We start from the raw sequence: 25,999 nt of genomic DNA, 5'->3' as shown, positions 1-25,999 counted from the left end.
GCTCCTGATGAACAAAACTCGTCATGCTCCCGATATTTGGTTGCTGATTCCCATTCTTTCTTTGCTGGTAATCGGCATGGTGATGGTATACAGCGCCGGATCTGTCTTGGGCTTCCGCAATTATGGAGATTCGTTTTACTTTGTAAAGAGGCAGCTTTTGTTTGCAGGACTGGGACTTGTTGCAATGTTTGTTACAGCGAATACAGACTACAAAGTGTTAAAAAAGCTGGCTAAGCCGGCACTGATTGTCTGCTTTATCCTGCTCGTTATGGTGCTTATTCCCGGCATTGGTGTAGTTCGCGGGGGAGCGCGCAGCTGGCTCGGAATCAGCTCCTTCGGGATTCAACCCTCCGAGTTCATGAAGATGGGGATGATTCTATTTCTGGCGAATTGGCTGGGAAAAGAAGAGTATGATATCACCTCCTTCACTCGTGGCTTACTTCCACCGTTAGCGCTTATCGGATCAGCCTTTGCACTGATTATGCTCCAGCCGGATCTGGGTACAGGTACCGTTATGTTTGGCGCAGCCTTGATGATGGTCTTTACAGCTGGGGCAAGAATGAAACATCTACTCTCACTAGGAGTAGCTGGCGTGGCTGGGTTTGTTGCTTTGGTTGCCGCAGCACCTTACCGGCTGCAGCGGATAACTGCTTTTCTTGATCCTTGGTCCGATCCCCTCGGTGCAGGCTACCAGATTATTCAGTCGCTATACGCGATTGGCCCTGGAGGGCTCGGGGGTCTCGGACTTGGAATGAGCCGGCAGAAGTACAGTTATGTACCTGAGCCGCAGACCGATTTTATTTTTTCTATATTGGCCGAGGAACTGGGGTTTATCGGTGGTTTGGCTGTGTTGATCCTGTTTCTTATTCTAATCTGGCGCGGAATGAAGGTGGCGATGAGTCTGCCTGACCGTTTTGGAAGCTATTTGGCCGTTGGCATCGTCTGTATGGTGGCTGTGCAAGTCATTATTAATATTGGTGTGGTCATCGGTCTAATGCCTGTAACAGGCATCACACTTCCTCTGATTAGCTATGGAGGTTCTTCGCTTACACTGATGTTAACCTCCCTGGGCATTCTATTGAACTTATCCCGTTATGCGAGGTGAAAGACATGCGTATCGTATTAAGCGGCGGAGGCACGGGTGGTCATATCTATCCCGCAGTCGCTGTTGCTAGACAACTGGAAGCAGAAGATAGTGAATCTACCTTCCTGTATATTGGTGGAACGCGTGGCTTAGAGAGCAAGCTTGTTCCCCAAGAGAATATCCCTTTCAAATCTATCGACATCACTGGCTTTCGGCGCAAGCTGTCCATGGACAACGTCAAGACGGTGATGCGTTTTTTAAAGGGCGTTAAGGCTTCCAAAGAAATGTTAAGAGAGTTTAAGCCTGATGTTGTAATTGGTACAGGCGGTTATGTATGTGGTCCGGTCGTTTACGCTGCATCCCGGCTAGGTATCCCAACCTTGATCCATGAGCAAAATGCTATCCCTGGTTTAACAAATCGTTTTTTAAGTCGTTACGCGAGTACAGTGGCCGTAAGCTTTGAAGGGACAGAATCTGCTTTTCCGGGGAGCAAGCACGTAATCTACACAGGTAATCCTCGGGCAACGACGGTTACTACGGCTAGTCCACAACGGGGGTTTGCCTCGCTGGGCATTCCGGATAACAGCACGGTTGTTTTGGTTGTTGGCGGCAGTCAAGGGGCTAAGGCTATTAATAAAGCCATGATTGAAATGGCCCCATTTGTGGGTAAGGGTAATGGTGTTCATTATGTTTACGTTACAGGTGAGCCTTATTTTGAGGATACCCGTGCTGAATTGCGTCAGAAGCTGGGTAGCACACCGAACTGGCTGCATGTCCTACCTTATGTTCACAATATGCCGGAGGTCTTGGCTTGTACCTCCTTAATCGTAAATCGGGCGGGGGCATCCTTTCTCGCTGAGATTACAGCGCTGGGTATTCCTTCTGTACTTATCCCTTCTCCTAATGTGACGAACAATCACCAAGAGGCGAATGCAAGACAGCTGGAACGCGAAGGGGCCGCTGTGGTGCTGCTTGAGAAGGATTTGAATGGTAAGGCGCTTTATGAAGCTGTGCAAGCAATCATTGGAACTGAAGCTGTACGCCAAAAAATGTCCGAGGCTTCCAAACGACTGGGCAAAAGGGATTCTGCTGCCATTGTCACTAACGAACTCCGAAGACTAGCCGGTAAACAGTCTTAAGCCATTTACCTTTGAGAGGTATTTTCCTTATTGGCAGCTCTCTGTCACACACTTGGAGGAACGAACATAGGATAATCCTATAATCGTGACAATCACCCAGAACACTTCCTAACCTGAAAGGTAGTGCAGGATAATCTTGTACATTTCATATGACCTTGTATCGGAAGTGTTTGTGGTGGGTGAGCGGTAATCTCGGAGGTGATACATTGGACAAATTGGTGATTGAGGGTGGAAGTCCCCTGTCAGGCACCATTCGTATCCATGGAGCAAAAAATGCGGCGCTGCCGATTCTAGCGGCAAGCCTGCTGGCCGAAGGAGTTCACTCACTGCATAATGTGCCGAAGCTGCTGGACATCGAGACTATGCTAGACATCTTGGATCGGCTGGGCTGCAGGTGCGTGCATCAAGAGGATACGGTGACGATAGATACGTCAGCCGTGGGGACATCTCATGTACCTGAGGATTTGATGCGGCAGATGAGATCTTCCATTTTTTTAATGGGACCGCTGTTATCCAGATTTGGTGAGGTAACGATCTATCAGCCTGGTGGCTGTGCGATCGGGGAGCGTAAAATCGATCTTCATTTGCAGGGTCTTAAAGCACTGGGGGCGGAGATCGAGGAAAGCAACGGACGAATATCCTGTCGGGGCTCAAAGCTTGTAGGGAGTGATATTCATCTCGACTATCCAAGTGTTGGAGCCACGGAGAATATTATGATGGCTGCCGCCAAGGCAGAGGGGACAACGACGATATCGGGAGCAGCAAGAGAGCCGGAAATACAGGATCTACAGCAATTTTTGAATAGTATGGGTGCTCAGATTATCGGTGCAGGCACGGATACCATTACGATCCAGGGTGTCAAAAACTTATATCCCTGTACGTACGAGGTAATCCCAGACCGGATAGTGGCTGGAACTGTAATGATTGCTGCGGCAGCTACACGTGGGAATGTGACCTTGACACATACGAACGCCGGGCATCTGACTTCGCTTATTCATGTGCTTAAGCGGGCTGGTGTTCAAATCACAGTATGCAATGATATAATTAATGTCAGCTGCATGGGACGTCCGCGTGCGGTTGAGAGAATCGTAACCTCTCCTTATCCTTCTTTCCCGACGGATCTGCAATCTCAGGTCATGGTGCTGCTGTCGCTCGCCGATGGTTTTAGTGTGATCAAGGAAACGGTGTTTGAGGGACGGTTCAAACATGTGGAAGAAATGGCCCGGATGGGTGCTGACATCTCTATCGATTTGAATCGTGCGTTTATTCGCGGCGTTCAGAGATTGTATGGTGCTACTGTGGAAGCTACTGATTTGAGGGCGGGTGCAGCTCTGGTCATTGCCGGGCTTGCTGCACAAGGGACTACGGTCGTTGAGCAAGCGCATCACATTGACCGTGGTTATGATGGAATAGAGAAGCTGTTTCAGAAGCTTGGCGCGCGTATAAGCCGTAAGGTGCCTGTAACGGATCCACTTGATTTGGCCAATTAAAGCTCCCTGTCTCCTTCCAGATCTCTCAGAGAAGGAGACAGGGCCTTATTACGGAGATATGAGAATGACTACAACCCGATTACCTCTTCTTAAAGAGGACAAGCCTAAGAAAAAAATGAGCCGTAAGATTACGGCGATCCTGCTGCTGCTGTTCACTGCGCTTCTTGCTGTGATTTTTTTCAGATCGTCTATTAGCCATATTACAGTGATAGATTTTCAAGGTAGCAAGTATTCTACTAGTGAAGAGTTACTCTCACAAAGTGGAATTAAAATAGGTGGGCAATTCTTTGCTGTATCAACTAAAGCTGTGGAAGAATCTCTGCTGAAGCTTAAGACGATTAAAGACGTCAGCGTGCAGAAGAATTTCCCCGGGGTGATCACAGTAAAGATTGAGGAATTCCCTGCGGTAGCTTATGAACTGGAACAGGGAGGCCTCTTAAAGGCGATTCTGTCCAGTGGAGCTGCAGTGCCTGTTAATGAGACTGGAATTGCTGTTGAGAAACCTATATTAACGAACTGGGACCCGGAAGATCCGAATAAGGCTAAGCTTTGTCAAGCATTAGCAAGCATTCCTAATGAATTGACAAGTGATATCTCTGAGATTGTTCCCTCGCCAACCTTGTCTTTTCCAGACCGGATCAAGCTCTATACTAGATCCCGTTTTGAGGTGATTACAGCCATCTCTTTGCTAAAGAGCAAGGTGTCCTATTTGAATCAGATTATAGAGACTGAACAGCCTGGACTCATTAAAATGCTAGAAGCCGATTCATATGTTCCTTTTCAGGTGGAAAGCGATGAAGAAGATGTTGCGCAAGATTAGTGTGGAGGTAAATAGTCCCTACTAATAGAGTTAAAAAAATGCTACAATCGGAGTTACGGGCAAGAAGCTATATCCCTCTTTTTTCTTCGATTTTTTTGAGATAGTACTATATTTGGTTGAAATGACCAATTAGGCCGATATTTCTTGTGATAATTGCTATTTTTACAATAACATATGAGTAACTATTCACATTTGGGGATGTTGGAATATTATTCCGTTCAAAAAATTTGTAGAAAAAAGAGGGAAAGGATTAGGTATGTTGAATATGTACAGAGAAGTTTCCCGGGACCGGGATAAGGTAATGCAATTAATTATGATTATAACAGGAGGTGCCATAGGACTTGAGCAACAATGACATCATTGTTAGTTTGGACATCGGTACATCCAAAGTTCGGGCAATAATTGGGGAAGTTACCAATGGAACCTTTAATATTATTGGCGTTGGATCTGCTGATTCGGAAGGAATACGTAAAGGCGCGATTGTAGATATCGACCAAACTGTGCAATCGATCAAAAGTGCTATAGATCATGCAGAGCAGATGGTGGGTATTCAAATATCAGAGGTTTATGTAGGCATTTCCGGTAATCATATTGGCCTGCAATCCAGCCACGGTGTTGTGGCCGTTCAGAATGAGGATCGTGAAATCGGCGATGATGATATCGATCGCGTAATTAAAGCTGCGGAAGTCATTGCTATGCCTCCGGAGCGTGAAGTGATTGATGTTGTTCCCAAACAATTTATCGTCGATGGTCTTGAAGGAATTCAAGACCCGCGCGGAATGATTGGTGTTCGTCTGGAAGTTGAGGCAACAATCATTACGGGTGCTAAGACGCCAATACATAATCTACTACGCTGTGTTGAGAAATCAGGGCTGAAGGTAAAGGATCTTGTGCTGATGTCTCTTGGAGCTGGTGGATTGGCGCTGTCCAAGGACGAGAAATCGATGGGATCTGTTCTGGTTGATATTGGTGCGGGCTCAACAACAATAGCCATATACGAAGAGGGTTCTCTTAGTGCAACCTCCACGATTCCGATCGGAGGAGAATTCGTAACCAATGATATTGCCTACGGACTTCGGACACTTACTGATCAAGCGGAGAAGGTAAAACTTAAATATGGTTGCGCATGGATTGACGATGCAGCCTCAGACGTTGTCTTCAAGGTATTGCGCATTGGCAGTAACGTGGAGAAGGAATTTAACCAAGAGGATCTGGCGGCAATTATCGAGCCAAGGGTGCAAGAAATATTCCACCTGATTCGTCAAGAAGTTAAACGGCTTGGTTACAGTGAACTGCCTGGAGGTTATATACTTACAGGTGGGACTGTCTCGATGCCGGGTGTATTGAAAGCTGCTCAGACCGAGCTGGCTGCATCTGTACGCATCGCCGTGCCGGATTATATCGGTGTACGGGACCCTGGGTTTACCGGCGGTGTCGGTATTCTGCATAATGTTGTCCGTAGTTTCCGAGCAAGAAACAGTGGTGGAAGCAGCAACAAAAAGACGGTCAACCGGAGCAAGCAGAACGCCACTCCGAGTCAGGAAACTGTTCAGAAGCCCGGATTTGTGGAGCGTCTAAAAAATATGTTTAGCGAGTTTATATAAGTGTAAGTCCAGATATACTTGGACCGGCCATCCAAGCACATTGAGGGGGAGATGGAACAATATGTTAGAATTTGATTTTGAAATGGAGAGCTTGGCGCAAATAAAAGTCATCGGCGTGGGCGGCGGAGGTAGTAATGCTGTCAACCGGATGATTGAAAACGGCGTTCAGGGTGTAGAATTTATTACGGTTAATACAGACGCCCAAGCGTTGCATATGGCCAAATCGGAGCACAAGCTGCAGATTGGGGACAAGCTGACCCGTGGTTTGGGTGCAGGCGCCAACCCTGAAGTCGGTAAGAAAGCAGCGGAGGAATCCCGTGATCTGATTTCGAATACCCTTAAAGGTGCAGATATGGTATTTGTTACTGCAGGAATGGGTGGCGGTACAGGTACAGGGGCGGCGCCAGTTATAGCTGAAATTGCTAGAGAATGTGGAGCCCTGACTGTGGGTGTAGTTACTCGCCCGTTCACTTTTGAAGGAAGAAAACGTTATAACCAGGCAATGCTTGGAATCGAAGCTTTGAAAGAAAAAGTCGACACGCTAATCGTCATTCCAAATGACCGTTTGCTTGAGATCGTTGATAAGAAAACACCGATGTTGGAAGCTTTCCGTGAAGCAGATAATGTTCTCCGGCAGGCTGTTCAAGGTATCTCTGACCTAATTAAGGTTCCTGGTCTGATTAACCTTGACTTTGCGGATGTAAAGACGATCATGACAGAGCGCGGTTCAGCGCTTATGGGAATTGGTATAGCAAATGGTGAGAACCGTGCGTCTGAAGCAGCACGTAAAGCCATCATGAGCCCACTCTTGGAAACGTCTATTGAAGGCGCCCGCGGCGTAATCATGAATATTACGGGAGGATCTAACCTCTCCCTATACGAAGTCAATGAAGCGGCTGAGATCGTTACATCCGCCTCTGATCCTGAAGTGAATATGATCTTTGGTGCGATAATTGATGAAGGCCTGAAGGATGATATCAAAGTAACAGTAATTGCTACTGGCTTTGAACATAAACCATCACCTGAAGCACCAGGACGCCGTCCGGTCTCGACGAATAACGAGCCAGCGGCAGCACCGGATAAGAACGCTGCTAATCTGCGTCCGTTCGGGAATCAGAATACGTCAGATCAATTAGATATTCCGACGTTCCTGCGTAACCGTAATCGTGGCAACAATGACTAATTAAATATTTTTATTAAGAGATATGAAGCAGCGTATTCCCCAGCTAATAGAGCTAGGGCAATGCGGTGCTTTTTTTTATGTGAAATGTTGTTCAGTAGGAATAAAACCCTCCCGCGCTATAACTCGACAAAAAAACCTTAAGAATGCCCCCCAAGTTTAGACAGACTTTGAAAGCGAGACTTTTTATACTAATCATATCGTCCAAAAAAACAGAGCCTGATCCATTTTGGCTACAGGATAGATTCCGCCATAGTAAGCAGGTGAATGCACTGGTTGTTTATATTGACTTGATATTCGCCGCCAATCTAGTGATCGACGGAATTCTTTTGTGGCTGACAGGCTGGATGGTCAAGCTGAGGATATCATGGTGGCGGCTAGTCCTCTCAGCTCTGGTTGGTGCGCTCTATGTGGTGATGATGTTTGTGCCGGAGTTGTCTTTCATGTATACCTTCCTCATTAAGTTTGGATTGTCGGTGGTTATGCTATGGATTGCCTTTGGTTTTGGGAGTCTGCAAAGCTACCTTCGCACTATGGGAGCTTTTTATATTATCAACTTCGCAGCTGCTGGTGGGATTGTAGGTATTCACTATTTGCTGCAGAGCTCCGGTGATATTTGGAATGGTATTATGTTCACTGCTTCAGGAGGGCATGCTTACCGCCTAAAGATTGGTTTTTGGTTTGTAATTGCAGTATTTCCCCTGGTGTTAATCTGCTTCAAGGCAGTGCACTCCTCACGAATCAGAAGGGAGCAGCTTGAAACCTATATCGGTGAGGTGGTAGTAGAAATTGATGGAGTGACTGTTTCCTGTCCCGGCCTGCTAGACACAGGTAACCGGCTTTGTGATCCTTTGACCCGCATACCGGTGATGGTTATGGAATCTTCGCTCTGGGAGGGACATCTGCCTGAAACATGGAAAGGTAGACTCACTCAGGACGGAGCGGACAAACTTTTACTAGAAACGGACGGGCAGTCGTTTGCTTGGCAGGACAGGATGCGACTGGTGCCTTACAGGGGAGTTAACCGGGGGGCATCATTTATGCTTGCACTGAAGCCTGATCAGGTGACGATAAAGCTTGGTGAAGATATCTTTTATTGTAAAAGAGTCTTGATCGGGCTGGATGGTGGGACATTGTCGGGGGATGGAGCCTATCGGGCTGTAATACATCCTGATTTGACTCAAAAAGAGAGCGCTATTGATGCAGCACTGCCTTCCTAATCTTTAAAGCTAGCTGAACCAAACTTCTGATGGCTGAAAGCGGGATTTGAAAGCTTCACACGCGAACCGTGCACTTCTTGGAGGAGGAACAAATAATGGTCAAATGGAAAATTGCTCTGCAGCTGCAATATTACCGCATGCTGTTTCTACTAGGGCTGAAGAGTCAGGAAATCTATTATATTGGCGGGAGTGAGGCACTTCCTCCACCGCTGACACGGGAAGAAGAAGAATATCTGCTTCAGCGGCTGTCTAGCGGCGATGCAGCTGTTCGTGCGATGTTGATTGAGCGCAATCTTCGCTTGGTAGTATATATCGCTCGTAAATTTGAGAATACCGGCATTAATATCGAGGATCTGGTTTCGATTGGCGCTATTGGCTTAATTAAGGCTGTGAACACTTTTGATCCTGAGAAAAAAATAAAACTGGCTACTTATGCATCCCGCTGCATAGAGAATGAAATCTTGATGTATCTGCGGCGGAACAGCAAGACACGGAGTGAGGTTTCTTTTGATGAGCCGCTTAATATTGATTGGGATGGCAATGAATTATTGCTTTCTGACGTATTAGGAACGGAAAATGATACCATTTATCGGAACATAGAAGAACAGGTTGATCGCAAGCTGCTGCAAAAGGCACTGGAAAAGCTGAGTGACCGGGAAAGACTCATTATGGAGCTGAGATTTGGCCTGCGCGGAGGCGAAGAAAAGACACAAAAAGATGTGGCCGATCTGCTTGGCATCTCCCAATCTTATATTTCGCGGCTGGAGAAAAGAATTATCAAGCGGCTGCGCAAGGAGTTTAACAAGATGGTGTAAGGTGAAATTAGCAAGGAATAAAATGGCGAGCCCGGGAGATAATGTACAGTAATGTTTCTCCTTGGGAGGTAAATCATCATGACCCGTAATAAAGTCGAGATTTGCGGTGTGGATACTGCTAAGCTGCCTGTTCTAACGAATGTGGAAATGCGGCAACTGTTCACTTCGCTGCAGCAGCAGGGCGAGCGATCCGCCAGAGAGAAATTGGTAAACGGTAATCTTAGACTTGTTCTAAGCGTTATCCAGAGGTTCAATAATAGGGGAGAATTTGTTGACGATTTGTTCCAGGTGGGTTGCATCGGTCTGATGAAAGCCATCGATAATTTCGATTTATCACAAAACGTTAAATTCTCCACATATGCAGTTCCGATGATTATCGGTGAGATTCGGCGTTACCTGCGTGATAACAACCCGATTCGGGTATCACGTTCTCTCAGAGATATCGCCTACAAGGCGCTCCAGGTACGTGATAGTCTGACCAATCAGAACTCACGGGAACCGACGATATTCGAAATATCAGAAGCGCTGGGTGTGCCGAAGGAAGATGTTGTTTTTGCTCTTGATGCCATTCAGGATCCAGTGTCCTTATTCGAGCCGATCTATCATGACGGCGGCGATCCTATTTATGTAATGGACCAGATTAGCGACGATAAGAATAAGGATGTGTCGTGGATCGAAGAAATTGCATTACGTGAAGCGATGCGTAAGTTAGGACAAAGGGAGAAACGAATTTTATCCATGCGGTTTTTCGAAGGGAAAACACAGATGGAGGTCGCAGATGAGATTGGCATTTCACAGGCACAGGTCTCACGTCTGGAGAAATCTGCGATTCAGCAAATGCAAAAACACGTGAAATCTTAGAGCAGTAGCCATGAGGAGATATTCCAGAATCCGGGTTAAGGATTTTGGGTTGTCTCCTCTTTTTAATGCATGTTGACAAGCTTCCGGATCATATATTGGACTATAGGTCGGATTGTACAGGGGTGGTGAGATGAACGAGGATTATCAAGGGTCTGCCAAAAAAATGAAAATCTCAGATTTTCAGACGAAGGATGTTATCAACATTGTAGATGGCAAGCGGCTGGGGCAGATTAGTGATCTGGAGCTTGATTTGCGCCGTGGTGTCATTGATGCCATCGTTATACCCGGATACACTCGGTTTATGGGATTGTTCGGAGGCGGGACAGATCTGATTATTCCATGGCGGAATATAGTTAAGATCGGGTCCGATGTAGTACTCGTGAAGATTGAAGAGTCGCGGATGTCTCCGGGACAGGAAGAGCGTGAAACGATGTATCTGGAACGGGGAGATCGCAGCGAACGGCGCACTTATTAATTAGGTGCGTTTTTTGTTTTTTTATTTAAGAATTTAGGCGATCAGGCTTAACCGTCACTTTGTACGGGTATTTACATGTGGTACACTAAGGCGGAGGTGAGGAAATGGAACCGTTTGTGCAGGGGAAAGAAATGCTTATGCTGCTCCATCTGGAGCCTTGGCGAGTGGAGCATAACGAAATTACAGCGGGGTTTACTGGTAGACAGGGAGGGGCTAGCAAGGCGCCCTATGACAGCCTGAATTGTGCGTTTCACGTTGGGGATGCTCCTGAAGATGTCCTGAGCAATCGGAGAGCGCTTGCCGAAGCTCTTGATTTCAAGCCGGAAGCATGGACCTGTGGAGAACAAACTCATGGGGCAGAGATAGCTGTAGTAAGGGAAGTAGACCGTGGGCGGGGACAACAGGACAGAGCATCGGCATTTCAAGCTACGGATGGTCTGCTGACGGATGTGCCTGGGGTTTTGTTGACTTCTTTTTATGCGGATTGTGTGCCCCTTTATTTTTATGATCCCGTGCGTAGAGTCGTCGGTCTTGCGCATGCAGGCTGGAAAGGAACGGTGGCTCAGATTGCCGCAGCTATGGTGAGTAAGCTGCAAACGGTATACGGCAGCCATCCACATGATATTGTGGCAGCGATCGGTCCATCCATTGGCGACTGCTGTTATGAGGTGGATGATTATGTGATGGAGCATGTTCGGCAGCTGGAGGGCAGCTTGAATGAGGGGATAGAAACTTTCGATGCTGTGGAGCTTTACAGAGCCTCAGAGACTGATCAGAGTAAATACTTGCTAAACTTGAAAGAAATGAATCGACGCATTATGATAAAAGCAGGAATATTGCCGACTCATATCGAATGTACAACATGGTGTACAAGCTGTAATCGTGATTTGTTTTTTTCTTATCGCAAAGAAAACGGTATTACAGGCAGAATGACGAGCTGGATCGGAATAAAGGAGAGTTGAAAGTTGTCTTTAACACTGCAGGAGAGGATTGCTGAGGTAGAGGAACGTGTAGCACGTGCCTGCGCGGCAAGCGGCCGGGATCGTAATGACGTCAAGGTAATTGCAGTGACGAAATATGTTTCTCTGGAAATGGTATCCTCCGTATTGGAGGCAGGCCTAGAGCATGTTGCTGAGAGTCGCTGGCAGGATGCTGAGCACAAATGGAAGGTTTTAGGGGACAAAGGGACATGGCATTTTATCGGGCATTTGCAAACCAATAAGGTTAAAGACGTTATTGGCAAATTTCAATATATACACTCTTTGGACCGGATGTCTCTGGCGCAAGAATTACACAAAAAGGCGCTTGCTGCTGATCAGGAAGTGAATGTGTTTCTTCAAGTGAATATCTCTGGCGAAGATACGAAGTTTGGTCTGTCACCTGAGGCAGTACCTGGATTTTTACGTGAAATCGCTAGTTTGGACCGCGTTAAGGTAATTGGACTTATGACGATGGCACCTTTAGAAGGTGATCCGGAGCTTACCCGTCCTGTATTTCGCGGACTTCGTGAGCTGCGCGATGAGCTTAATCAACTTGCTTTGACACCTGAGCCGATTACGGAGCTGTCCATGGGAATGTCGAATGATTTTGAAGTGGCGATACAGGAAGGAGCCACCTGGGTACGCCTGGGTACGGTGTTAGTAGGCCATTAGGAGGGATCGTGATGAGCGTTATGAACCGATTTATGAGTTTTTTGGGCTTGCAGGAGGAAGAGGAAGTTGTGGAGCGGGAGCAAATCCACGAAGAGGATGAGTATGAGCCGGCCCCTGTAGAAACCCGCAAAAATCAGAGGGGCAACGTTGTCAGTATCCATTCGCAAAAAAATGTCAAGGTTGTATTATATGAACCACGTTCATATGATGAGGCACAGGAGATTGCTGATCATCTCCGTTCGCATCGGACGGTAGTAATTAACCTGCAGCGTGTTCGCAATGATCAAGCAATGCGAATTATTGATTTTCTCAGCGGAACTGTTTATGCCCTTGGGGGAGGAATCTCTAAAATTGGGGGCAATATATTTATGTGCACTCCAGATACTGTTGAAATTCAAGGCTCCATTACAGAAATCCTAGGTGACGATCAAGACTATAACAGAATGAGGTGAATGGGCTTTGCTTCAAATTGATTACATTATCGATATTTTGTTTAACATTTATTTTTACATGATTATTTTCTATGTGCTAATGTCCTGGTTACCCAACGTTCGTGATAACTTCATTGGAGAACTGCTAAGCAAACTCGTAGAGCCGTATTTAACACCTTTCAGACGGTTTATTCCACCGCTCTTCGGTACACTTGATATCTCTCCAATTATTGCATTACTTGTCTTGGAATTCGCTGCAGGCGGACTTAAATCTATCCTGCATTTGATTTTTTAGGCAATTGTGATGAAGAACGAAGTTTACGGGCATTTTCATCCCGATGAACGTCAATTTGTGGACAAGGCCTTCGAATGGGTTACCAACGCTGGAGAATATCATGAGACTAAATTAACTGAATTTCTCGATCCCCGCCAAGGTTTTATTCTGCAAACTTTAGTTAACCGCCATCCTGATGTGATTGTTAAATGGGAAGGTGGACATGCTGAGGCAGAGCGGAAGCGAGCGCTTGTCGCTCCTGATTATCGTGACCTGGATCAGGAAGACATGGAGCTGAAGGTGCTTGCAATAACCTCAGGGGAGCAGAAGTTTCTGGCTCTGGAGCATGGGGACTACATGGGTTCTATTCTGGGGCTGGGCGTTAAACGAGGCAAAATCGGTGATATTCATGTTCTGGACGATGGTTGTCATGTTGTAGTCGCTGCTGATATTGCAGATTATTTAGCTATGAATTTAACTGGAGTGCACCGGATACAGGTAAGTACGGAAGTATTACCCCTTTCCGCCTTGCGTAATAGTGAGGTTAAGCTGGAATTGATGGATTTGACTGTAGCATCCCTGCGATTGGATGGCATTGCCGCAGATGTAACACGGCTTAGCCGAAGCAAAATTCTTGCTCCCATCAAGGCTGGACGTGTTCGGGTAAACTGGAAAGTGGAGGAAGACCCATCCTGCGGTCTTAAGGATGGTGACATGGTATCTATTCAAGGCTTTGGTCGCTTCAAGGTTCTAGAGGTCGGCAGTTTGACGAAAAAGGGCCGATACCGTGTTCAGATTGGTAAATTTGTGTGAATCCCTTGCAGGAATACGGTCTTACTTGTCGAAATTGATTATTTCGAGGGAATCAAACATTTTTTAAGCTGGACGCCGATACTTTTAAGAAGAGGCGGACCATGAATGGCAGGCGGAACACAGGAACACCTTCTGCCTTTACTTGAAGTACAGTCTTTCTTCTTTGTCTGCCGCTTAGTTGCGATTTAGAGATAAAGAAGGTCCGAAATTTCTAGGAGGTGCACAGCATGCCATTAACACCGCTCGATATACATAACAAGGAGTTTTCTCGGAGACTTCGCGGTTATGATGAGGACGAGGTCAACGAATTTCTGGATCAAGTGATCAAGGATTACGAAAGCGTCATCCGTGAGAACAAGGAACTGCAGAATCAGCTTTTGTCTATTCAAGAGCGTCTGGATCATTTTGTGAATATTGAAGAAAGTTTATCGAAGACGATCTTAGTCGCTCAGGAAGCGGCGGATGATGTGAAGAACAACTCCAAGAAGGAATCCCAGCTCATTATCAAGGAAGCGGAGAAAAACGCCGATCGTATTATTAACGAAGCGTTATCCAAATCCCGTAAGGTTGCTATTGAGACTGAAGAATTGCGCAAGCAAGCTTCGATCTATCGCACTCGTTTCCGGACATTAGTGGAAGCTCAGCTGGAGCTGTTATCACAGGATGACTGGAATGCCTTAGAGAGTCGTGAGGCGAGCGAGAACGTAGCTTTCAAGGATGATGTTCTTCATCGCATCTAAAGGTTTCAGACGATAATTGGCTAAATAGAGGGAGCTATTCCCTCTATTTTTATTTTCCGATAAAATAGACCATAATAAAGTGAACTCCATGTGCAAGTACGCTCATAATAGCTAGATTGGGCGAATGGTTGTTGACATTTAGATTCAAAAAGTCTATAAATAGAACATATCTGTATAATGTTTATATGTATTCGATGACGGGACAAGTACGACAAGGTAACGTTCTCCAGAGAGTCGGCGATTGCTGCGAGCCGATTGTTCGAACCCTGCCGGAAGATCTTCCCCTAGAAGTTAAGCTGAAGCGTTGATCGTGCGTAAGCCTAACCGTCTGCCGGACGTTACACCGGACCTGTGCACAAGATTTACGCGCAGGACTGAGATTGTGCTGAATACACTCCCCTTAAGGATGTGCTCATGCGCAGAATTAGGGTGGTATCGCGAGCGTCGTCTCGCCCCTTTGGGGGTGGGATGACGCTTATTTTGTTGTTCCGGGGCGGCCATCCCCCTAAATCCCCCTTTCTAAGGGGGACCCCAAGGGCTGCCGCCCTCTGGACACCCGCAAAGTAAAGCCTCGTGCAAATAGGTACGGTGGTGGAAACAAACGGACTCATGTGGCTGAACGAGCGGCCCTTCTTAGGCTCCCCTGGCGGGTTCGCCTGCGGGGCCTTAACGGCAAGAGCGGTGCGCGACCAGCTGCGCAAGGTCGCGAAATGGCGCCCCGAGCGATTGCTGCCCTGCGGGATCGCGGCTCGGGAGCCAGGGCAAGAGCGGTGTGCGACCAGCTGCGCAAGGTCGCGTATGGCCCCGAGCGATTGCTGCCCTAACGGGATCGCGGCTCGGGTGCCAGGGCAAGAGCGGTGAGCGGCCAGCTGCGCAAGGTCACTCATTGGCGCCCCGAGCGATTGCTGCCCTGCGGGATCGCGGCTCGGGAGCCAGGGCAAGAGCGGTGAGCGACCAGCTGCGCAAGGTCGCTCATTGGCGCCCCGAGCGATTGCTGCCCTAACGGGATCGCGGCTCGGGAGCCAGGGCAAGAGCGGTGCGCGACCAGCTGCGCAAGGTCGCGAAATGGCGCCCCGAGCGATTGCTGCCCTACGGGATCGCAGCTCGGGTGCCAGGGCAAAGAAGTGGCAGCTGCTGCCAGGATCGCCCAAGGATCGAAAAGAGCTTTATAGACTAATCCATGAAAGGATTGACCATCACATGCAAAAAGTAGATGTCAGAGAAAAGGCGCGGGCAAGAGATGTCCGCATATTGAAGAAATGGAACGAAGAGAATACGTTCCGCAAGTCCATGGAGAACCGTGAGGGACGTCCAAACTATGTATTCTATGAAGGTCCGCCAACAGCAAACGGTGCGCCGCATATCGGACACGTGCTGGGACGGGTAATCAAGGATTTCATCGGTCGTTACCAGACAATGAAAGGTTACCGCGTAGTACGTAAAGCAGGCTGGGATACACACGGTCTGCCAGTAGAACTAGGCGTACAAAAGAAGCTTGGCATCTCCGGTAAACAAGAGATTGAGGAATATGGCGTAGAAAAATTCATCCAGGAATGTAAAGACAGCGTCTTCGGTTATGAGAAGCAATGGCGTGAATTTACAGAAGCGATTGGATACTGGACAGATCTAGATAATCCTTACGTAACCTTGGATAACACCTATATCGAAAGTGTATGGAACATCTTGGCTACAGTGCATGAGAACGGGTTGCTTTACCGCGGACACCGTGTTAGCCCGTATTGCCCGAGCTGCCAGACTACATTAAGCTCGCATGAAGTTGCCCAAGGCTACAAAACCGTTAAGGATCTCAGTGCAACTGCGAAGTTCAAGCTGGATGACAGCGGAGACTACGTATTGGCTTGGACGACAACACCTTGGACCTTGCCAGCCCATATGGCGCTAGCTATGAACCCGGACATGGATTATGTACGTGTGCAACAAGAAGATGGTGTGTACATCGTTGCTAAAAACTTGGTCGAAGAAGTAATGAAAGGCGAGCACACAGTCCTTTCTACACATAAAGGTTCCGAGTTTATCGGTAAAACTTACGCACCTCCATTCGGATATATTAAGGCAGAGAAAAGTAATGTTATCGTAGGTGCTTCTTTCGTTACAGATTCCAGTGGTACAGGGATCGTACACATGGCACCAGCACATGGTGAAGATGACTACAAGACTTGCCGTGAGAATGGCATCAGCTTCGTAAATGTGGTTGATAATTCCGGTAAGTATACGGATGTAGTTTCTGATTTTGCGGGACGTTTTGTTAAGGATTGCGATCTGGATATCATTAAGGTTTTGTCTGAAAAAGGATTGCTTTACGGTAAAGAGAAATACGAGCATAGCTATCCGTTCTGCTGGCGTTGTGATACACCACTTTTGTATTACGCAACAGACAGCTGGTTCATCAACACTACAGCGATCAAAGATCAGCTGATTGCTAACAACAACAGTGTGGCTTGGTACCCTGAGCATGTACGTGAAGGTCGTTTCGGGAAGTTCTTGGATGAACTGGTTGACTGGAATATCAGCCGTAACCGTTATTGGGGTACACCCCTCAACGTCTGGGTATGTCAAGAAACGGGCAAAGAGTTTGCACCACACAGCATTGAAGAGCTAAGAGCGATGGCGATTGGTGATGTTCCGGAAGATATCGAGCTGCATAAACCTTTCGTGGATAAGATCAAGCTGCGCAGTCCGTTTAGCGAAGGTGCAGAGATGGTTCGCACATCGGAAGTGATCGACGTATGGTTCGACAGTGGCTCAATGCCTTTTGCACAAAGCCATTATCCATTTGAGAACGAGGATAAGCTGAATGATCAGTACCCGGCAGATATGATCTGTGAAGGGATCGACCAGACCCGCGGATGGTTCTACAGCTTGCTTGCAGTATCCACCTTGTTTAAGGGTAAAGCTCCATATAAAGCAGTTATTGCTCACGGTCATATCCTCGATGAGAATGGTCAAAAAATGTCCAAATCCAAAGGCAATGTTATTGATCCTTGGGAAATCATGAACGATTACGGCACGGATGCATTCCGTTGGGCTATTTTGTCCGACAGTGCACCGTGGAATAATAAACGTTTCTCGCGTGGTCTTGTAGGTGAGACAAAATCTAAAGTAGTGGATACGCTGGTGAACACACATGCCTTCTTAACGCTTTATGCGGGCATCGATGGATACGACCCAGCCGATCATCCTTTTAAGGTATCAAAACATAAGCTGGACCGCTGGATCCTGTCCCGTCTGAACAGCTTGATTCTTTTGGTGGATAAAGGACTTGCGGTAAATGACTTCGTGAATACGTCTAGAGCGATTGAGAACTTTGTGGATGAGCTGAGCAACTGGTATATCCGTCGTTCCCGTGACCGTTTCTGGGGGAGTGGCCTAGGTGAAGATAAACTGGATGCTTACCGTACGTTGACTCATGTGCTTTTGGCGACAGCAACTTTGATGGCTCCATTTACACCGATGTTGTCCGAAGATATCTTCACGAACCTTGGCGGCGGAGAAAGTGTGCATTTGGCAGACTACCCGGTTGCTGACGAGAACTTGATCGATAAAGAGCTGGAAGAGGATATGGAAAGTGCAAGACAGATCGTTGAGTTGGCGCGTAACGTACGTAACGAAACAGGCATTAAGAATCGTCAACCGCTGTCCGAGCTGATCGTTTCGATGAACCGTGACTTCCATTTGGCTGAGTATGAAGAGATCATCAAAGATGAGATCAACATCAAGAACATCGTGCTGGAGAACAGTGACAGCGGATTTGTTGATTTCACACTCAAGCTGAATCTTAAGGTAGCCGGTAAAAAATACGGTAAAAATGTAGGCTTCCTGCAAGGCTTCCTGAAAAGCCTCGACAGTGATTCTACCCGCAAAGCGGTACAGGACGGTAAAATTGCAATTGCGACACCTGAAGGTGAAGAGCTTGTAATCACTTCTGAAGAGCTGCTTGTTGAAAAACAAGCCAAAGCAGGTTTCGCCGCAGCTTCCGGATATGGAGTTACGGTTGCGCTCAATACCGAAATCACGCCTGAGCTTGAACAAGAAGGCTGGGTTCGTGAGATCATTCGTGCGGTTCAAGATTACCGTAAACGTCTGGATCTGCCGATCGAGAAACGGATCGCACTCACTTTGAAGTTAGACGATGAGCTAAAAGCAGCTGTTACAGCATTTGACAATGTATTGCGAGACAATGTTCTTGTGACTACGGTTGATTTTGATGGAGAACATGCTTTTGAGACGGTAGAAGTCGGTGACAAATCCATCGGTATCCATATCGAAGCATAATTCTGCATTACCTGTCCCAAAACAGCATATACTAGCGGCATAAGTGTAAACGGAGATCTTCCGTTTATGCGGGAAATATAGTCTTTATATTTCGGCGCAAAACTAACGAGTCCCGAGCTTAAGGAGATGAATTCTCTTTGGCCGGGCTCGTTTACTTTGTAGCGAAGGAAAGACATATGAGAGGAGCCGTAGCTGTGGAGGGAAATAAGAGGAGAATCTCCATTAAGACATCCGGCAATAAGAATAACCCAGACAAGGAAAAGGAGAATAAGGCTTTTCCTGAAGTTAATCCTGAGTATCTAACAGCAGATCCGCGTAATCCCGAGGATATTCCGCTGGAAGAAAAAATGAATACGATGTACCGTTTGACCTTTGAGTGGGCTCATATTTTGGAAAAATCCCGAATTTATCAATATACGGATCTGCTATATTCACCTTGGCGGTTGATTTGGAGAAATATTTTATTTGGAGCAGCTCGGGGAGTTGGGATTGCACTGGGTTTTACTTTTTTTGCGGCAACGATTATTTATATCCTTCAGGGACTAGGCGCGCTCAATCTACCGATCATTGGTGATTATATTGCGGATATTGTGCGGATCGTACAACGTCAGCTAGAGTTCAAATAGCCATCGAAACGTTAAGATTAAAAACAGCGAACCATTCCTCAAAACTGGAACAGTACGCTGTTTAAATGTTTTTGTGTTGAGGACATCTGTGTTTAGTCTTCGTCGAGAGGATCTAGGCTATGGGTTGCCTCGTCACTGTCCAAATAACGCTGGTAGCTCCGTCCAGGTACTACAATTAGATTGTTGCCCGTGATATCAGTGGCGATAAAGTTCTCCCAAGGCTCTACGCAGCCTTCCAGCTCATCGGCTTCAATCTCCATATCATTATAAGAATCAATATTGTTGCCCTCCGCCATGGCGGGAGAATTCGAGGTACCCCAGCTTTCAACAATCTGCCAGGCATCCTCACCGTCAAAACCGTTTTGATCGTCGCGTTCATCCAGACTGGTTCGTCCAAAAGGTGGAGATAACAGCTCCTCTTCCACTGGACGAGTGAAAGGTGCGTTTTGCCGCGGGTTGTGCTCTTTACAATAAAGTGTGGAAGGGATGGCAGATAAACGTTCAAAAGGGATCGGCTCACCACTAGCCTTGCATATCCCATAGGTGCCATTATCCATAGCGGATAAAGCAGCTTCAATATCGTCCAGCTCATGCTCGTCCCGCTCTAACAGTGAAATGTCCATGGAGCGATTATACAAATCGGTGGCTGCATCTCCTGGATGGTTGTCATTCTCGGAAAGTTCTCCGGAGCCATCCCGCATGGATTCATCTAAGCCGTAATGTTCATTATTCTGAAGCCTGTGCTGAATCGTATCCCGATCTTTTTCCAATCGTGCGCGTAGCTCTGAGAGCTGCTGTACTGTCAGGTGCGTCATAATGAGAAAGCTCCTTTCTGTACCTTTTATAAGAATCATTCCGACTTGCCGGATAACACCGGATGGTTCTCTGTTAGGTTGACCGGAGAGCAGGGATTTTAGCGCTGGAAAATAGTCCCCAAGATTGAACTTAGCGGCTGTCCCGCAATAGACGATTCTTTAAGGGCTGTGCTACAATATACAAGTCTTTAAACAGTATTCGTACCGCATTTAGCGGGAAAAATAAGAACGGAGTGACAACTTCTGTGGTGTACTATTTGATTGCTCTTATTGTATTTTTGGTGGATCAAGGGACAAAGTATCTCATTGCTACACGTCTGGAGATCGGAGAACAGATTTCTGTTATCGGAGATTTTTTCCTGATTACCTCTCATCGCAATCGCGGGGCTGCTTTTGGGATTCTCGAAGGTCAGCAATGGTTCTTCTTTCTAGTTACGGTTGTAGTGGTTAGTGGTATCGTTTGGTATTTGAACAAGACTAGACACTCGCGGAAGCTGTTATCTGTTGCCCTAGGGCTTGTACTGGGTGGAGCTATCGGTAACTTCCTGGACCGGATAATCAATGGTGAGGTTGTTGATTTCCTTCTGTTCAATTTTGGGAGCTATAGCTTCCCGATTTTTAACGTGGCGGATTCTTGTATTGTCATTGGGGTTGGATTGATTCTTCTGGATTCTTTTCGTGACCTTAAGAATGGCGAAGAAATTACGGAAATAAAAGATGTGAAAGAAGCAAAGGAAGTAAGAGAAGGGAATGAATGATTTGAATAAAGACGTCAATCACCAAGCGGCATCTACGAGCGAAGAAGAGAGGGACGTCACGGAATGGACCGTTTCGGCAGAGAACGCGCGGGAGCGAATCGATAAATATATTACGGAATCATGGGAAGAAGAAATTTCCCGTTCTCAGGTGCAGCTGTGGATCAGCGGCGGTAACGTTACGGTTAATGGCAAGCCAGTGAAAGCCAACTATAAGTTATCGGAAGGCGACGTGGTTAGCGTTGTTGTCCCTGAAGCAGAAGTAACGGATTTGATCGCGGAGAACATTCCTCTTGAAGTTGTATATGAAGACAGCGATGTCATTGTGATTAATAAACCCCGGGGCATGGTTGTGCACCCAGCTGCGGGACATCCGTCAGGCACCTTAGTAAATGCGCTGATGTATCATTGTAAGGATCTGTCCGGCATTAACGGTGAGATTCGTCCAGGTATTGTACATCGGATCGATAAGGATACCTCTGGTCTTATCATGGTGGCTAAGAATGATGCCAGTCATGCCTCGCTTGCCGCACAGCTTAAAGAGCATAGTGTTACGCGCCGATATATTGCAGTCGTACACGGCAACTTGTCGCATGATAAGGGCACTGTTGACGCACCGATTGGCAGAGATCCACATGATCGCAAGCTATACACAGTAACCGAAAAGAACAGCAAGAAATCCGTAACCCATTTTACAGTAATGGAACGCTTCGGAGATTGTACACTGCTGGAGCTGCAGCTGGAGACTGGCCGCACGCATCAGATCAGGGTACATATGAAGTTCATTGGCCATCCACTTGTAGGCGATCCGATATATGGACGCAGCAAGGGCACTACGATGAATGGACAAGCGTTGCATGCGGCGGTGCTCGGATTTATTCATCCTACTACAGGTGAATATAAAGAATTCAGCAGACCTATTCCGGAGGACATGGAAGAAGTCCTGTTCACACTACGCAGCAGATAAGTACAAATGAAGTGATAATTAGTCTATGGTATTGAACACTACTTTACGGCATATTTAAAAACATAAGGATAAAGAAAGGGTAATGCCTTATTCTTTATCCTTATTTTTATAATGAAACGGATATCCGGAAACATACGCCATCCAAGGGACGGCGAAGCCGTTTCTTTCAAAAGTAGAATAGATATTCAGGAGATGAGATGACAGTATGAGTATTGAACAATACCAAGATAGCTTCATTCAGACTAATTTTGCAGACCGCATCGGCGGTGCCAATTATGGCAAAGACACTTCGATTTATAAATTCGAGAAAATCAAACGTGCTAAAGCATCCGCAAAACAGGATTTTCCTAACATTGAACTAATTGATATGGGCGTAGGCGAGCCGGATGAGATGGCTGATGCGGGTATCGTAGCTAAGCTTGCTGAAGAAGCAGCGAAGGAAGAAAACCGCGGATATGCGGACAATGGAATTGCCGAATTCAAGACTGCTGCTGCTGAATATTTGCGGGAAGTTTTCCGGGTGGAAGGAATTGATCCAGACACGGAGGTAGTTCACTCCATCGGATCGAAGCCTGCGCTGGCTATGTTGCCATCTTGTTTCATCAATCCAGGTGATATCACGATTATGACCGTGCCGGGTTATCCAGTCTTGGGTACACATACTAAATATTTGGGTGGACAAGTATTTACAGTGGAGCTGAAGAAGGAGAACAAATTCCTTCCAGATCTGAATGAAATTCCGGAAGACATTGCTCGTAAAGCTAAGCTTCTTTATCTAAACTATCCAAACAATCCAACGGGCGCTAGTGCCACTCCTGAGTTTTTTGCTGAGGTCGTTGCATGGGCGAAAAAATACGATGTAGTGGTTATTCATGACGCACCTTATGCTGCCTTGACCTATGACGGTTTGAAGCCACTTAGCTTCCTCTCCGTTCCAGGTGCAAAGGATGTGGGTGTGGAGCTGCATTCTCTTTCTAAGTCTTACAATATGACGGGCTGGAGAATTGGTTTTGTGGCTGGTAATCCGCTAGTGGTTAAAGCCTTCAGCGATGTGAAGGATAATAACGATTCCGGCCAATTTATCGCGATTCAAAAAGCAGCGGCTTATGGTCTTGCTCATCCGGAGATTACTGAAGCGATTGCGGATAAATACTCCCGTCGTCACAACCTGCTGGTTGATGCACTGAACAGCCTCGGCTTTAAAGCTGAGAAGCCAAAAGGCTCTTTCTTCCTGTATGTCGCTGCACCTAAGGGAATCAAAGACGGCCGTCGCTTTGAATCCGGTGAAGATTTCTCCCAATTCCTGATTCGTGAGAAGCTGATCTCCACTGTGCCTTGGGATGATGCAGGTCCGTTTGTTCGTTTCTCCGTTACCTTTATTGCTAAAGGTGAAGAGGAAGAGAGACGTGTCATCTCTGAAATTCAAAGACGTCTTAGCGATGTGGAATTTGAGTTTTAAGCATTGTTATTGAAATTAATGAGGCTGTCTCAAAAGTAGTGAATTCTACTTGGGGGCAGCTTCTTTTTTATGGAATAGGAAATGTGGATGTTGCTGTGCCTTATGACTATAAGCCGCGTGTCGTGTTCTGTACTATTGGGGTGGGTGGTGGATGAATGCTGTGTGTGATTTTCGTACAGCTTGCAGTAGATGATTTGTGGTAGCTGTGACGGTGGACTTTGTGCGGTGGACTTGTGTGGTGAGTGATATGTGTTCTGAGTTTGTGTGGAAGTAAAGAGTGGGTTTTAAACTAATTAGGGAAAATCTCCCTGAAATTAGCCGATATTCGCTCTAAATGAACGAAATCAGGGAAAAGTTCCCTAATAATCAGGGGGTTTTCTGTATTATTTACTGTACTGGCTTATAATTAGGGAAGTTTTCCCTAATTACAAGTCTGATGAACAGAAATCACTGACTTTCAGGGAGAAATTCCCTAATTACTATATAAGAACCTCACCAATTGCATCATTTTCAGCATTACTAGGTGCGCCTCTTGAACCATTTGGACATCAAGTAGTGTTAAGAACATAAACGAGGTTGTCCCAAAAGCCATGAAACGGCTATTTGGGTTCAGCCTCGTTTTTTATGCAGATATACTGAGTACCGCTTTCCCCTTGTTGTTAATAGAAGTAAGGAAGAGAAGTGCAAAAGTTTAGGCAGAGAAAGTTGACATGAGGGGGTTGTTCTGTCATAATTCTTGTTAAATGAATAGCGCCTTTAATTCAGTCCTGTGAGGCTGGCAAGGTAACGTGAATCGAGGTTCGCGACTCTTAGAAAGGTATCCGTGTGTAAATACGGAACTGTCTTTTTATGCGCGCGGCCGTCATCTTCCTCATCTGCGGATTTCACTCCTTGCCTGTTATAGGCAAGGAGTTTTTTGATTTCCGGGAACTTGAATAGGCGAACAAGCTGGAGGGTGACAAGATTATGGTTACTGAGAAAAATGTCATTATGGATGAAACGGCGATCCGCCGGGCCTTATCGCGTATTGCTCATGAGATTTTGGAGAAGAACAAAGGTATCGAAAATTGTCTGCTGGTCGGCATTCGGACACGAGGTGTGTATCTGGCACAGCGTATCGCTGAGCGCATCAAGGAGATTGAAGGCGTCGAGATTCCATACGGTGAGCTGGATATCACACATTACCGGGATGACCGTGAAGTGGAAGGCAGTGAAGCAGTAGTGAAGAGCAACGTTGTTATTACTTCAGGAAGTGCTGGCATCCATGATCAGAAAGTCATTTTGTTCGATGATGTACTTTACACCGGACGCACCATCCGCGCGGCGATGGACGCTTTGATGGATTGCGGACGCCCACGAATGATTCAACTGGCAGTACTGGCTGACCGCGGACACCGCGAGCTGCCGATCCGGCCGGACTACATCGGTAAGAATGTACCTACCTCAAAGCACGAGCAGATTGAAGTGGCGCTGAAGGAATACGACGGCAAAGATGAGGTCTACATTATTTCAAACCGGGAGGAACGATAACATCATGACACTTACCAAGGTAAAGGAACGTAGTCTACTGGGAATCAAAGAGCTTGACCGGTCGGAAATTATCCAACTGCTTGACAGAACAGCATTTTGGGACAATCAAAGTGAAAAGCTGACGCCCATCTTGAACTCCCATTTTATTTCTAACATGTTTTTTGAGAACAGCACACGCACACGCTTCTCTTTCGAGATGGCAGAGAAACGACTAGGTGCGCAAGTACTTAATTTTACGGCTGCAGCTTCTAGTGTAGAAAAAGGGGAGTCGATCTACGATACAGTGCGCACACTGGAATCGATGGGGATCGATGCCGGAGTTGTGCGTTTGAAGCCTGCAGGTGTGCTGCAGCAGTTAGCTGAGAAGGTGTCCATACCGCTTATCAATGCGGGCGACGGCAACAATGAACATCCTACGCAGGCGCTGCTTGATTTATACACCATGACCAAAACCTTTGGGGAACTAAAGGGCCTGACAGTCTCCATCATTGGGGACATTATGCATAGCCGCGTAGCGCGTTCTAATCTCTGGGGGCTTACGAAAATGGGAGCCAAGGTGCAGTTCTGCGCACCGGATAATATGAAGGCTCCTGAGCTTATGGAGTATGCGCCGTACGTAACTATGGAAGAAGCTCTTAAAGCAGACGTAGTAATGATGCTTCGAGTACAGCTTGAGCGCCACACTTCCGGCATTAAGCTGTCTGCTGAAGATTACCGTAGCCACTACGGTCTAACAGAAGAGCGGGCAGCTAAGCTGGCCAAAGACACAATCATTATGCATCCAGCTCCGGTTAACCGGAATCTAGAGATTGATGATGCAGTAGTTGAGTGCAGTCAATCGCGGATTTTCCCGCAAATGTCTAATGGCGTACCGGTCCGGATGGCGGTTCTCGAAAGAGCTTTACTATAAGCTTACAGAATGCTAACGTATAGAGACTAATAAATATACACAAAGA

The 25,999-nt window shown here is 46.7% G+C and carries 24 protein-coding genes and 1 other annotated feature; of the genes, 23 read left to right on the top strand and 1 reads right to left on the bottom strand.

Translation table 11 applies throughout. The features are described from left to right. Nucleotides 1–7: 7 nt before the first annotated feature. The 18 genes from spoVE to NSQ50_RS23450 all read left to right on the top strand — a co-directional run bounded on the left by spoVE (nucleotide 8) and on the right by NSQ50_RS23450 (nucleotide 19,517). Nucleotides 8–1,105 carry a stage V sporulation protein E gene (gene spoVE, locus NSQ50_RS23535; RefSeq protein WP_036683647.1) on the top strand — a complete coding sequence of 366 codons (1,098 nt, stop codon included), beginning with the start codon at nucleotides 8–10 and terminating at the stop codon, nucleotides 1,103–1,105. A gap of 5 nt (nucleotides 1,106–1,110) precedes the next feature. Beyond that, nucleotides 1,111–2,223, top strand: coding sequence for an undecaprenyldiphospho-muramoylpentapeptide beta-N-acetylglucosaminyltransferase (murG, locus tag NSQ50_RS23530; protein ID WP_036683645.1), 1,113 nt, complete (start codon nucleotides 1,111–1,113; stop codon nucleotides 2,221–2,223). Between the two features lie 206 nt (nucleotides 2,224–2,429). Then, nucleotides 2,430–3,713, top strand: coding sequence for a UDP-N-acetylglucosamine 1-carboxyvinyltransferase (gene murA, locus NSQ50_RS23525; protein ID WP_036683642.1), 1,284 nt, complete (start codon nucleotides 2,430–2,432; stop codon nucleotides 3,711–3,713). Between the two features lie 64 nt (nucleotides 3,714–3,777). Further along, complete coding sequence (locus NSQ50_RS23520) at nucleotides 3,778–4,533, top strand: cell division protein FtsQ/DivIB (protein WP_036683639.1); 756 nt, start codon at nucleotides 3,778–3,780, stop codon at nucleotides 4,531–4,533. 341 nt (nucleotides 4,534–4,874) lie between these two features. Next, nucleotides 4,875–6,137, top strand: a complete 1,263-nt coding sequence (gene ftsA / locus NSQ50_RS23515) for a cell division protein FtsA (protein ID WP_036683637.1) — start codon at nucleotides 4,875–4,877, stop codon at nucleotides 6,135–6,137. A 61-nt stretch (nucleotides 6,138–6,198) separates the two neighbouring features. Continuing rightward, on the top strand, nucleotides 6,199–7,320 hold the full coding sequence (gene ftsZ / locus NSQ50_RS23510; protein WP_076129065.1) for a cell division protein FtsZ: 1,122 nt from the start codon (nucleotides 6,199–6,201) through the stop codon (nucleotides 7,318–7,320). 269 nt (nucleotides 7,321–7,589) lie between these two features. Next, entirely contained in the window at nucleotides 7,590–8,537 is a 948-nt protein-coding gene (gene spoIIGA, locus NSQ50_RS23505) for a sigma-E processing peptidase SpoIIGA (RefSeq protein ID WP_036683940.1), read from the top strand. A gap of 92 nt (nucleotides 8,538–8,629) precedes the next feature. Then, entirely contained in the window at nucleotides 8,630–9,352 is a 723-nt protein-coding gene (gene sigE / locus NSQ50_RS23500) for an RNA polymerase sporulation sigma factor SigE (RefSeq protein ID WP_036683937.1), read from the top strand. Nucleotides 9,353–9,430: 78 nt separating this feature from the next. Further along, entirely contained in the window at nucleotides 9,431–10,213 is a 783-nt protein-coding gene (sigG, locus tag NSQ50_RS23495) for an RNA polymerase sporulation sigma factor SigG (RefSeq protein ID WP_036683631.1), read from the top strand. 130 nt (nucleotides 10,214–10,343) lie between these two features. Then, nucleotides 10,344–10,688: a YlmC/YmxH family sporulation protein gene (locus NSQ50_RS23490; RefSeq protein WP_036683628.1), complete on the top strand. Its 345-nt coding sequence runs from the start codon at nucleotides 10,344–10,346 to the stop codon at nucleotides 10,686–10,688. Between the two features lie 104 nt (nucleotides 10,689–10,792). Next, a complete protein-coding gene (gene pgeF, locus NSQ50_RS23485) occupies nucleotides 10,793–11,650 on the top strand; it encodes a peptidoglycan editing factor PgeF (RefSeq protein WP_036683625.1) in 858 nt (285 codons plus the stop codon). A 3-nt stretch (nucleotides 11,651–11,653) separates the two neighbouring features. Further along, entirely contained in the window at nucleotides 11,654–12,340 is a 687-nt protein-coding gene (locus NSQ50_RS23480; RefSeq protein WP_036683622.1) for a YggS family pyridoxal phosphate-dependent enzyme, read from the top strand. Nucleotides 12,341–12,351: 11 nt separating this feature from the next. Continuing rightward, nucleotides 12,352–12,792, top strand: coding sequence for a cell division protein SepF (locus NSQ50_RS23475; RefSeq protein ID WP_036683619.1), 441 nt, complete (start codon nucleotides 12,352–12,354; stop codon nucleotides 12,790–12,792). Between the two features lie 7 nt (nucleotides 12,793–12,799). Continuing rightward, nucleotides 12,800–13,066, top strand: a complete 267-nt coding sequence (locus NSQ50_RS23470; RefSeq protein ID WP_036683616.1) for a YggT family protein — start codon at nucleotides 12,800–12,802, stop codon at nucleotides 13,064–13,066. 9 nt (nucleotides 13,067–13,075) lie between these two features. Further along, on the top strand, nucleotides 13,076–13,858 hold the full coding sequence (locus NSQ50_RS23465) for a YlmH family RNA-binding protein (RefSeq protein WP_036683613.1): 783 nt from the start codon (nucleotides 13,076–13,078) through the stop codon (nucleotides 13,856–13,858). 227 nt (nucleotides 13,859–14,085) lie between these two features. Further along, on the top strand, nucleotides 14,086–14,598 hold the full coding sequence (locus NSQ50_RS23460; RefSeq protein WP_051491297.1) for a DivIVA domain-containing protein: 513 nt from the start codon (nucleotides 14,086–14,088) through the stop codon (nucleotides 14,596–14,598). A 185-nt stretch (nucleotides 14,599–14,783) separates the two neighbouring features. Next, nucleotides 14,784–15,058: a binding site (T-box leader), on the top strand. Nucleotides 15,059–15,798: 740 nt separating this feature from the next. Beyond that, a complete protein-coding gene (gene ileS / locus NSQ50_RS23455; RefSeq protein WP_076222908.1) occupies nucleotides 15,799–18,891 on the top strand; it encodes an isoleucine--tRNA ligase in 3,093 nt (1,030 codons plus the stop codon). A gap of 335 nt (nucleotides 18,892–19,226) precedes the next feature. After that, nucleotides 19,227–19,517, top strand: coding sequence for a DUF5665 domain-containing protein (locus NSQ50_RS23450; RefSeq protein ID WP_282579970.1), 291 nt, complete (start codon nucleotides 19,227–19,229; stop codon nucleotides 19,515–19,517). 92 nt (nucleotides 19,518–19,609) lie between these two features. Here NSQ50_RS23450 and NSQ50_RS23445 read toward each other — a convergent pair whose 3' ends face one another. Further along, on the bottom strand, nucleotides 19,610–20,332 hold the full coding sequence (locus tag NSQ50_RS23445; RefSeq protein ID WP_076098553.1) for a TraR/DksA C4-type zinc finger protein: 723 nt from the start codon (nucleotides 20,330–20,332) through the stop codon (nucleotides 19,610–19,612). A gap of 245 nt (nucleotides 20,333–20,577) precedes the next feature. Between NSQ50_RS23445 and lspA the strand changes: the two genes are divergently transcribed. From lspA to NSQ50_RS23420, 5 genes are all read left to right on the top strand, one after another. Then, a complete protein-coding gene (lspA, locus tag NSQ50_RS23440; RefSeq protein ID WP_076222906.1) occupies nucleotides 20,578–21,090 on the top strand; it encodes a signal peptidase II in 513 nt (170 codons plus the stop codon). Further along, nucleotides 21,083–22,054: an RluA family pseudouridine synthase gene (locus NSQ50_RS23435; protein WP_038572843.1), complete on the top strand. Its 972-nt coding sequence runs from the start codon at nucleotides 21,083–21,085 to the stop codon at nucleotides 22,052–22,054. The genes lspA and NSQ50_RS23435 overlap by 8 nt, the downstream gene beginning before the upstream one ends. A gap of 205 nt (nucleotides 22,055–22,259) precedes the next feature. Then, nucleotides 22,260–23,513, top strand: coding sequence for an LL-diaminopimelate aminotransferase (locus tag NSQ50_RS23430; protein WP_076098555.1), 1,254 nt, complete (start codon nucleotides 22,260–22,262; stop codon nucleotides 23,511–23,513). Between the two features lie 966 nt (nucleotides 23,514–24,479). Next, a complete protein-coding gene (gene pyrR, locus NSQ50_RS23425) occupies nucleotides 24,480–25,043 on the top strand; it encodes a bifunctional pyr operon transcriptional regulator/uracil phosphoribosyltransferase PyrR (protein WP_036683379.1) in 564 nt (187 codons plus the stop codon). Nucleotides 25,044–25,047: 4 nt separating this feature from the next. Continuing rightward, nucleotides 25,048–25,953, top strand: a complete 906-nt coding sequence (locus tag NSQ50_RS23420; RefSeq protein WP_036683376.1) for an aspartate carbamoyltransferase catalytic subunit — start codon at nucleotides 25,048–25,050, stop codon at nucleotides 25,951–25,953. Nucleotides 25,954–25,999: the final 46 nt, after the last annotated feature.

This window comes from Paenibacillus sp. FSL R10-2788, from assembly GCF_038003885.1.
GTDB classification, from domain to species: Bacteria; Bacillota; Bacilli; order Paenibacillales; family Paenibacillaceae; genus Paenibacillus_AQ; species Paenibacillus_AQ odorifer.
This window is presented reverse-complemented; position numbering and strand designations above follow the sequence as displayed.

Excerpts from the sequence above, each read along its gene's own strand:
- NSQ50_RS23460 (WP_051491297.1), top strand. The coding sequence starts at position 14,086 with ATGCCATTAACACCGCTCGATATACATAACAAGGAGTTTTCTCGGAGA.
- NSQ50_RS23465 (WP_036683613.1), top strand. The coding sequence starts at position 13,076 with ATGAAGAACGAAGTTTACGGGCATTTTCATCCCGATGAACGTCAATTT.
- pgeF (WP_036683625.1), top strand. The coding sequence starts at position 10,793 with ATGGAACCGTTTGTGCAGGGGAAAGAAATGCTTATGCTGCTCCATCTG.
- ftsZ (WP_076129065.1), top strand. The coding sequence starts at position 6,199 with ATGTTAGAATTTGATTTTGAAATGGAGAGCTTGGCGCAAATAAAAGTC.
- sigG (WP_036683631.1), top strand. The coding sequence starts at position 9,431 with ATGACCCGTAATAAAGTCGAGATTTGCGGTGTGGATACTGCTAAGCTG.
- NSQ50_RS23445 (WP_076098553.1), bottom strand. The coding sequence starts at position 20,332 with ATGACGCACCTGACAGTACAGCAGCTCTCAGAGCTACGCGCACGATTG.
- ileS (WP_076222908.1), top strand. The coding sequence starts at position 15,799 with ATGCAAAAAGTAGATGTCAGAGAAAAGGCGCGGGCAAGAGATGTCCGC.
- NSQ50_RS23430 (WP_076098555.1), top strand. The coding sequence starts at position 22,260 with ATGAGTATTGAACAATACCAAGATAGCTTCATTCAGACTAATTTTGCA.
- spoVE (WP_036683647.1), top strand. The coding sequence starts at position 8 with ATGAACAAAACTCGTCATGCTCCCGATATTTGGTTGCTGATTCCCATT.
- NSQ50_RS23520 (WP_036683639.1), top strand. The coding sequence starts at position 3,778 with ATGACTACAACCCGATTACCTCTTCTTAAAGAGGACAAGCCTAAGAAA.
- NSQ50_RS23435 (WP_038572843.1), top strand. The coding sequence starts at position 21,083 with ATGAATGATTTGAATAAAGACGTCAATCACCAAGCGGCATCTACGAGC.
- NSQ50_RS23490 (WP_036683628.1), top strand. The coding sequence starts at position 10,344 with ATGAACGAGGATTATCAAGGGTCTGCCAAAAAAATGAAAATCTCAGAT.
- murG (WP_036683645.1), top strand. The coding sequence starts at position 1,111 with ATGCGTATCGTATTAAGCGGCGGAGGCACGGGTGGTCATATCTATCCC.
- pyrR (WP_036683379.1), top strand. The coding sequence starts at position 24,480 with ATGGTTACTGAGAAAAATGTCATTATGGATGAAACGGCGATCCGCCGG.
- NSQ50_RS23475 (WP_036683619.1), top strand. The coding sequence starts at position 12,352 with ATGAGCGTTATGAACCGATTTATGAGTTTTTTGGGCTTGCAGGAGGAA.
- NSQ50_RS23420 (WP_036683376.1), top strand. The coding sequence starts at position 25,048 with ATGACACTTACCAAGGTAAAGGAACGTAGTCTACTGGGAATCAAAGAG.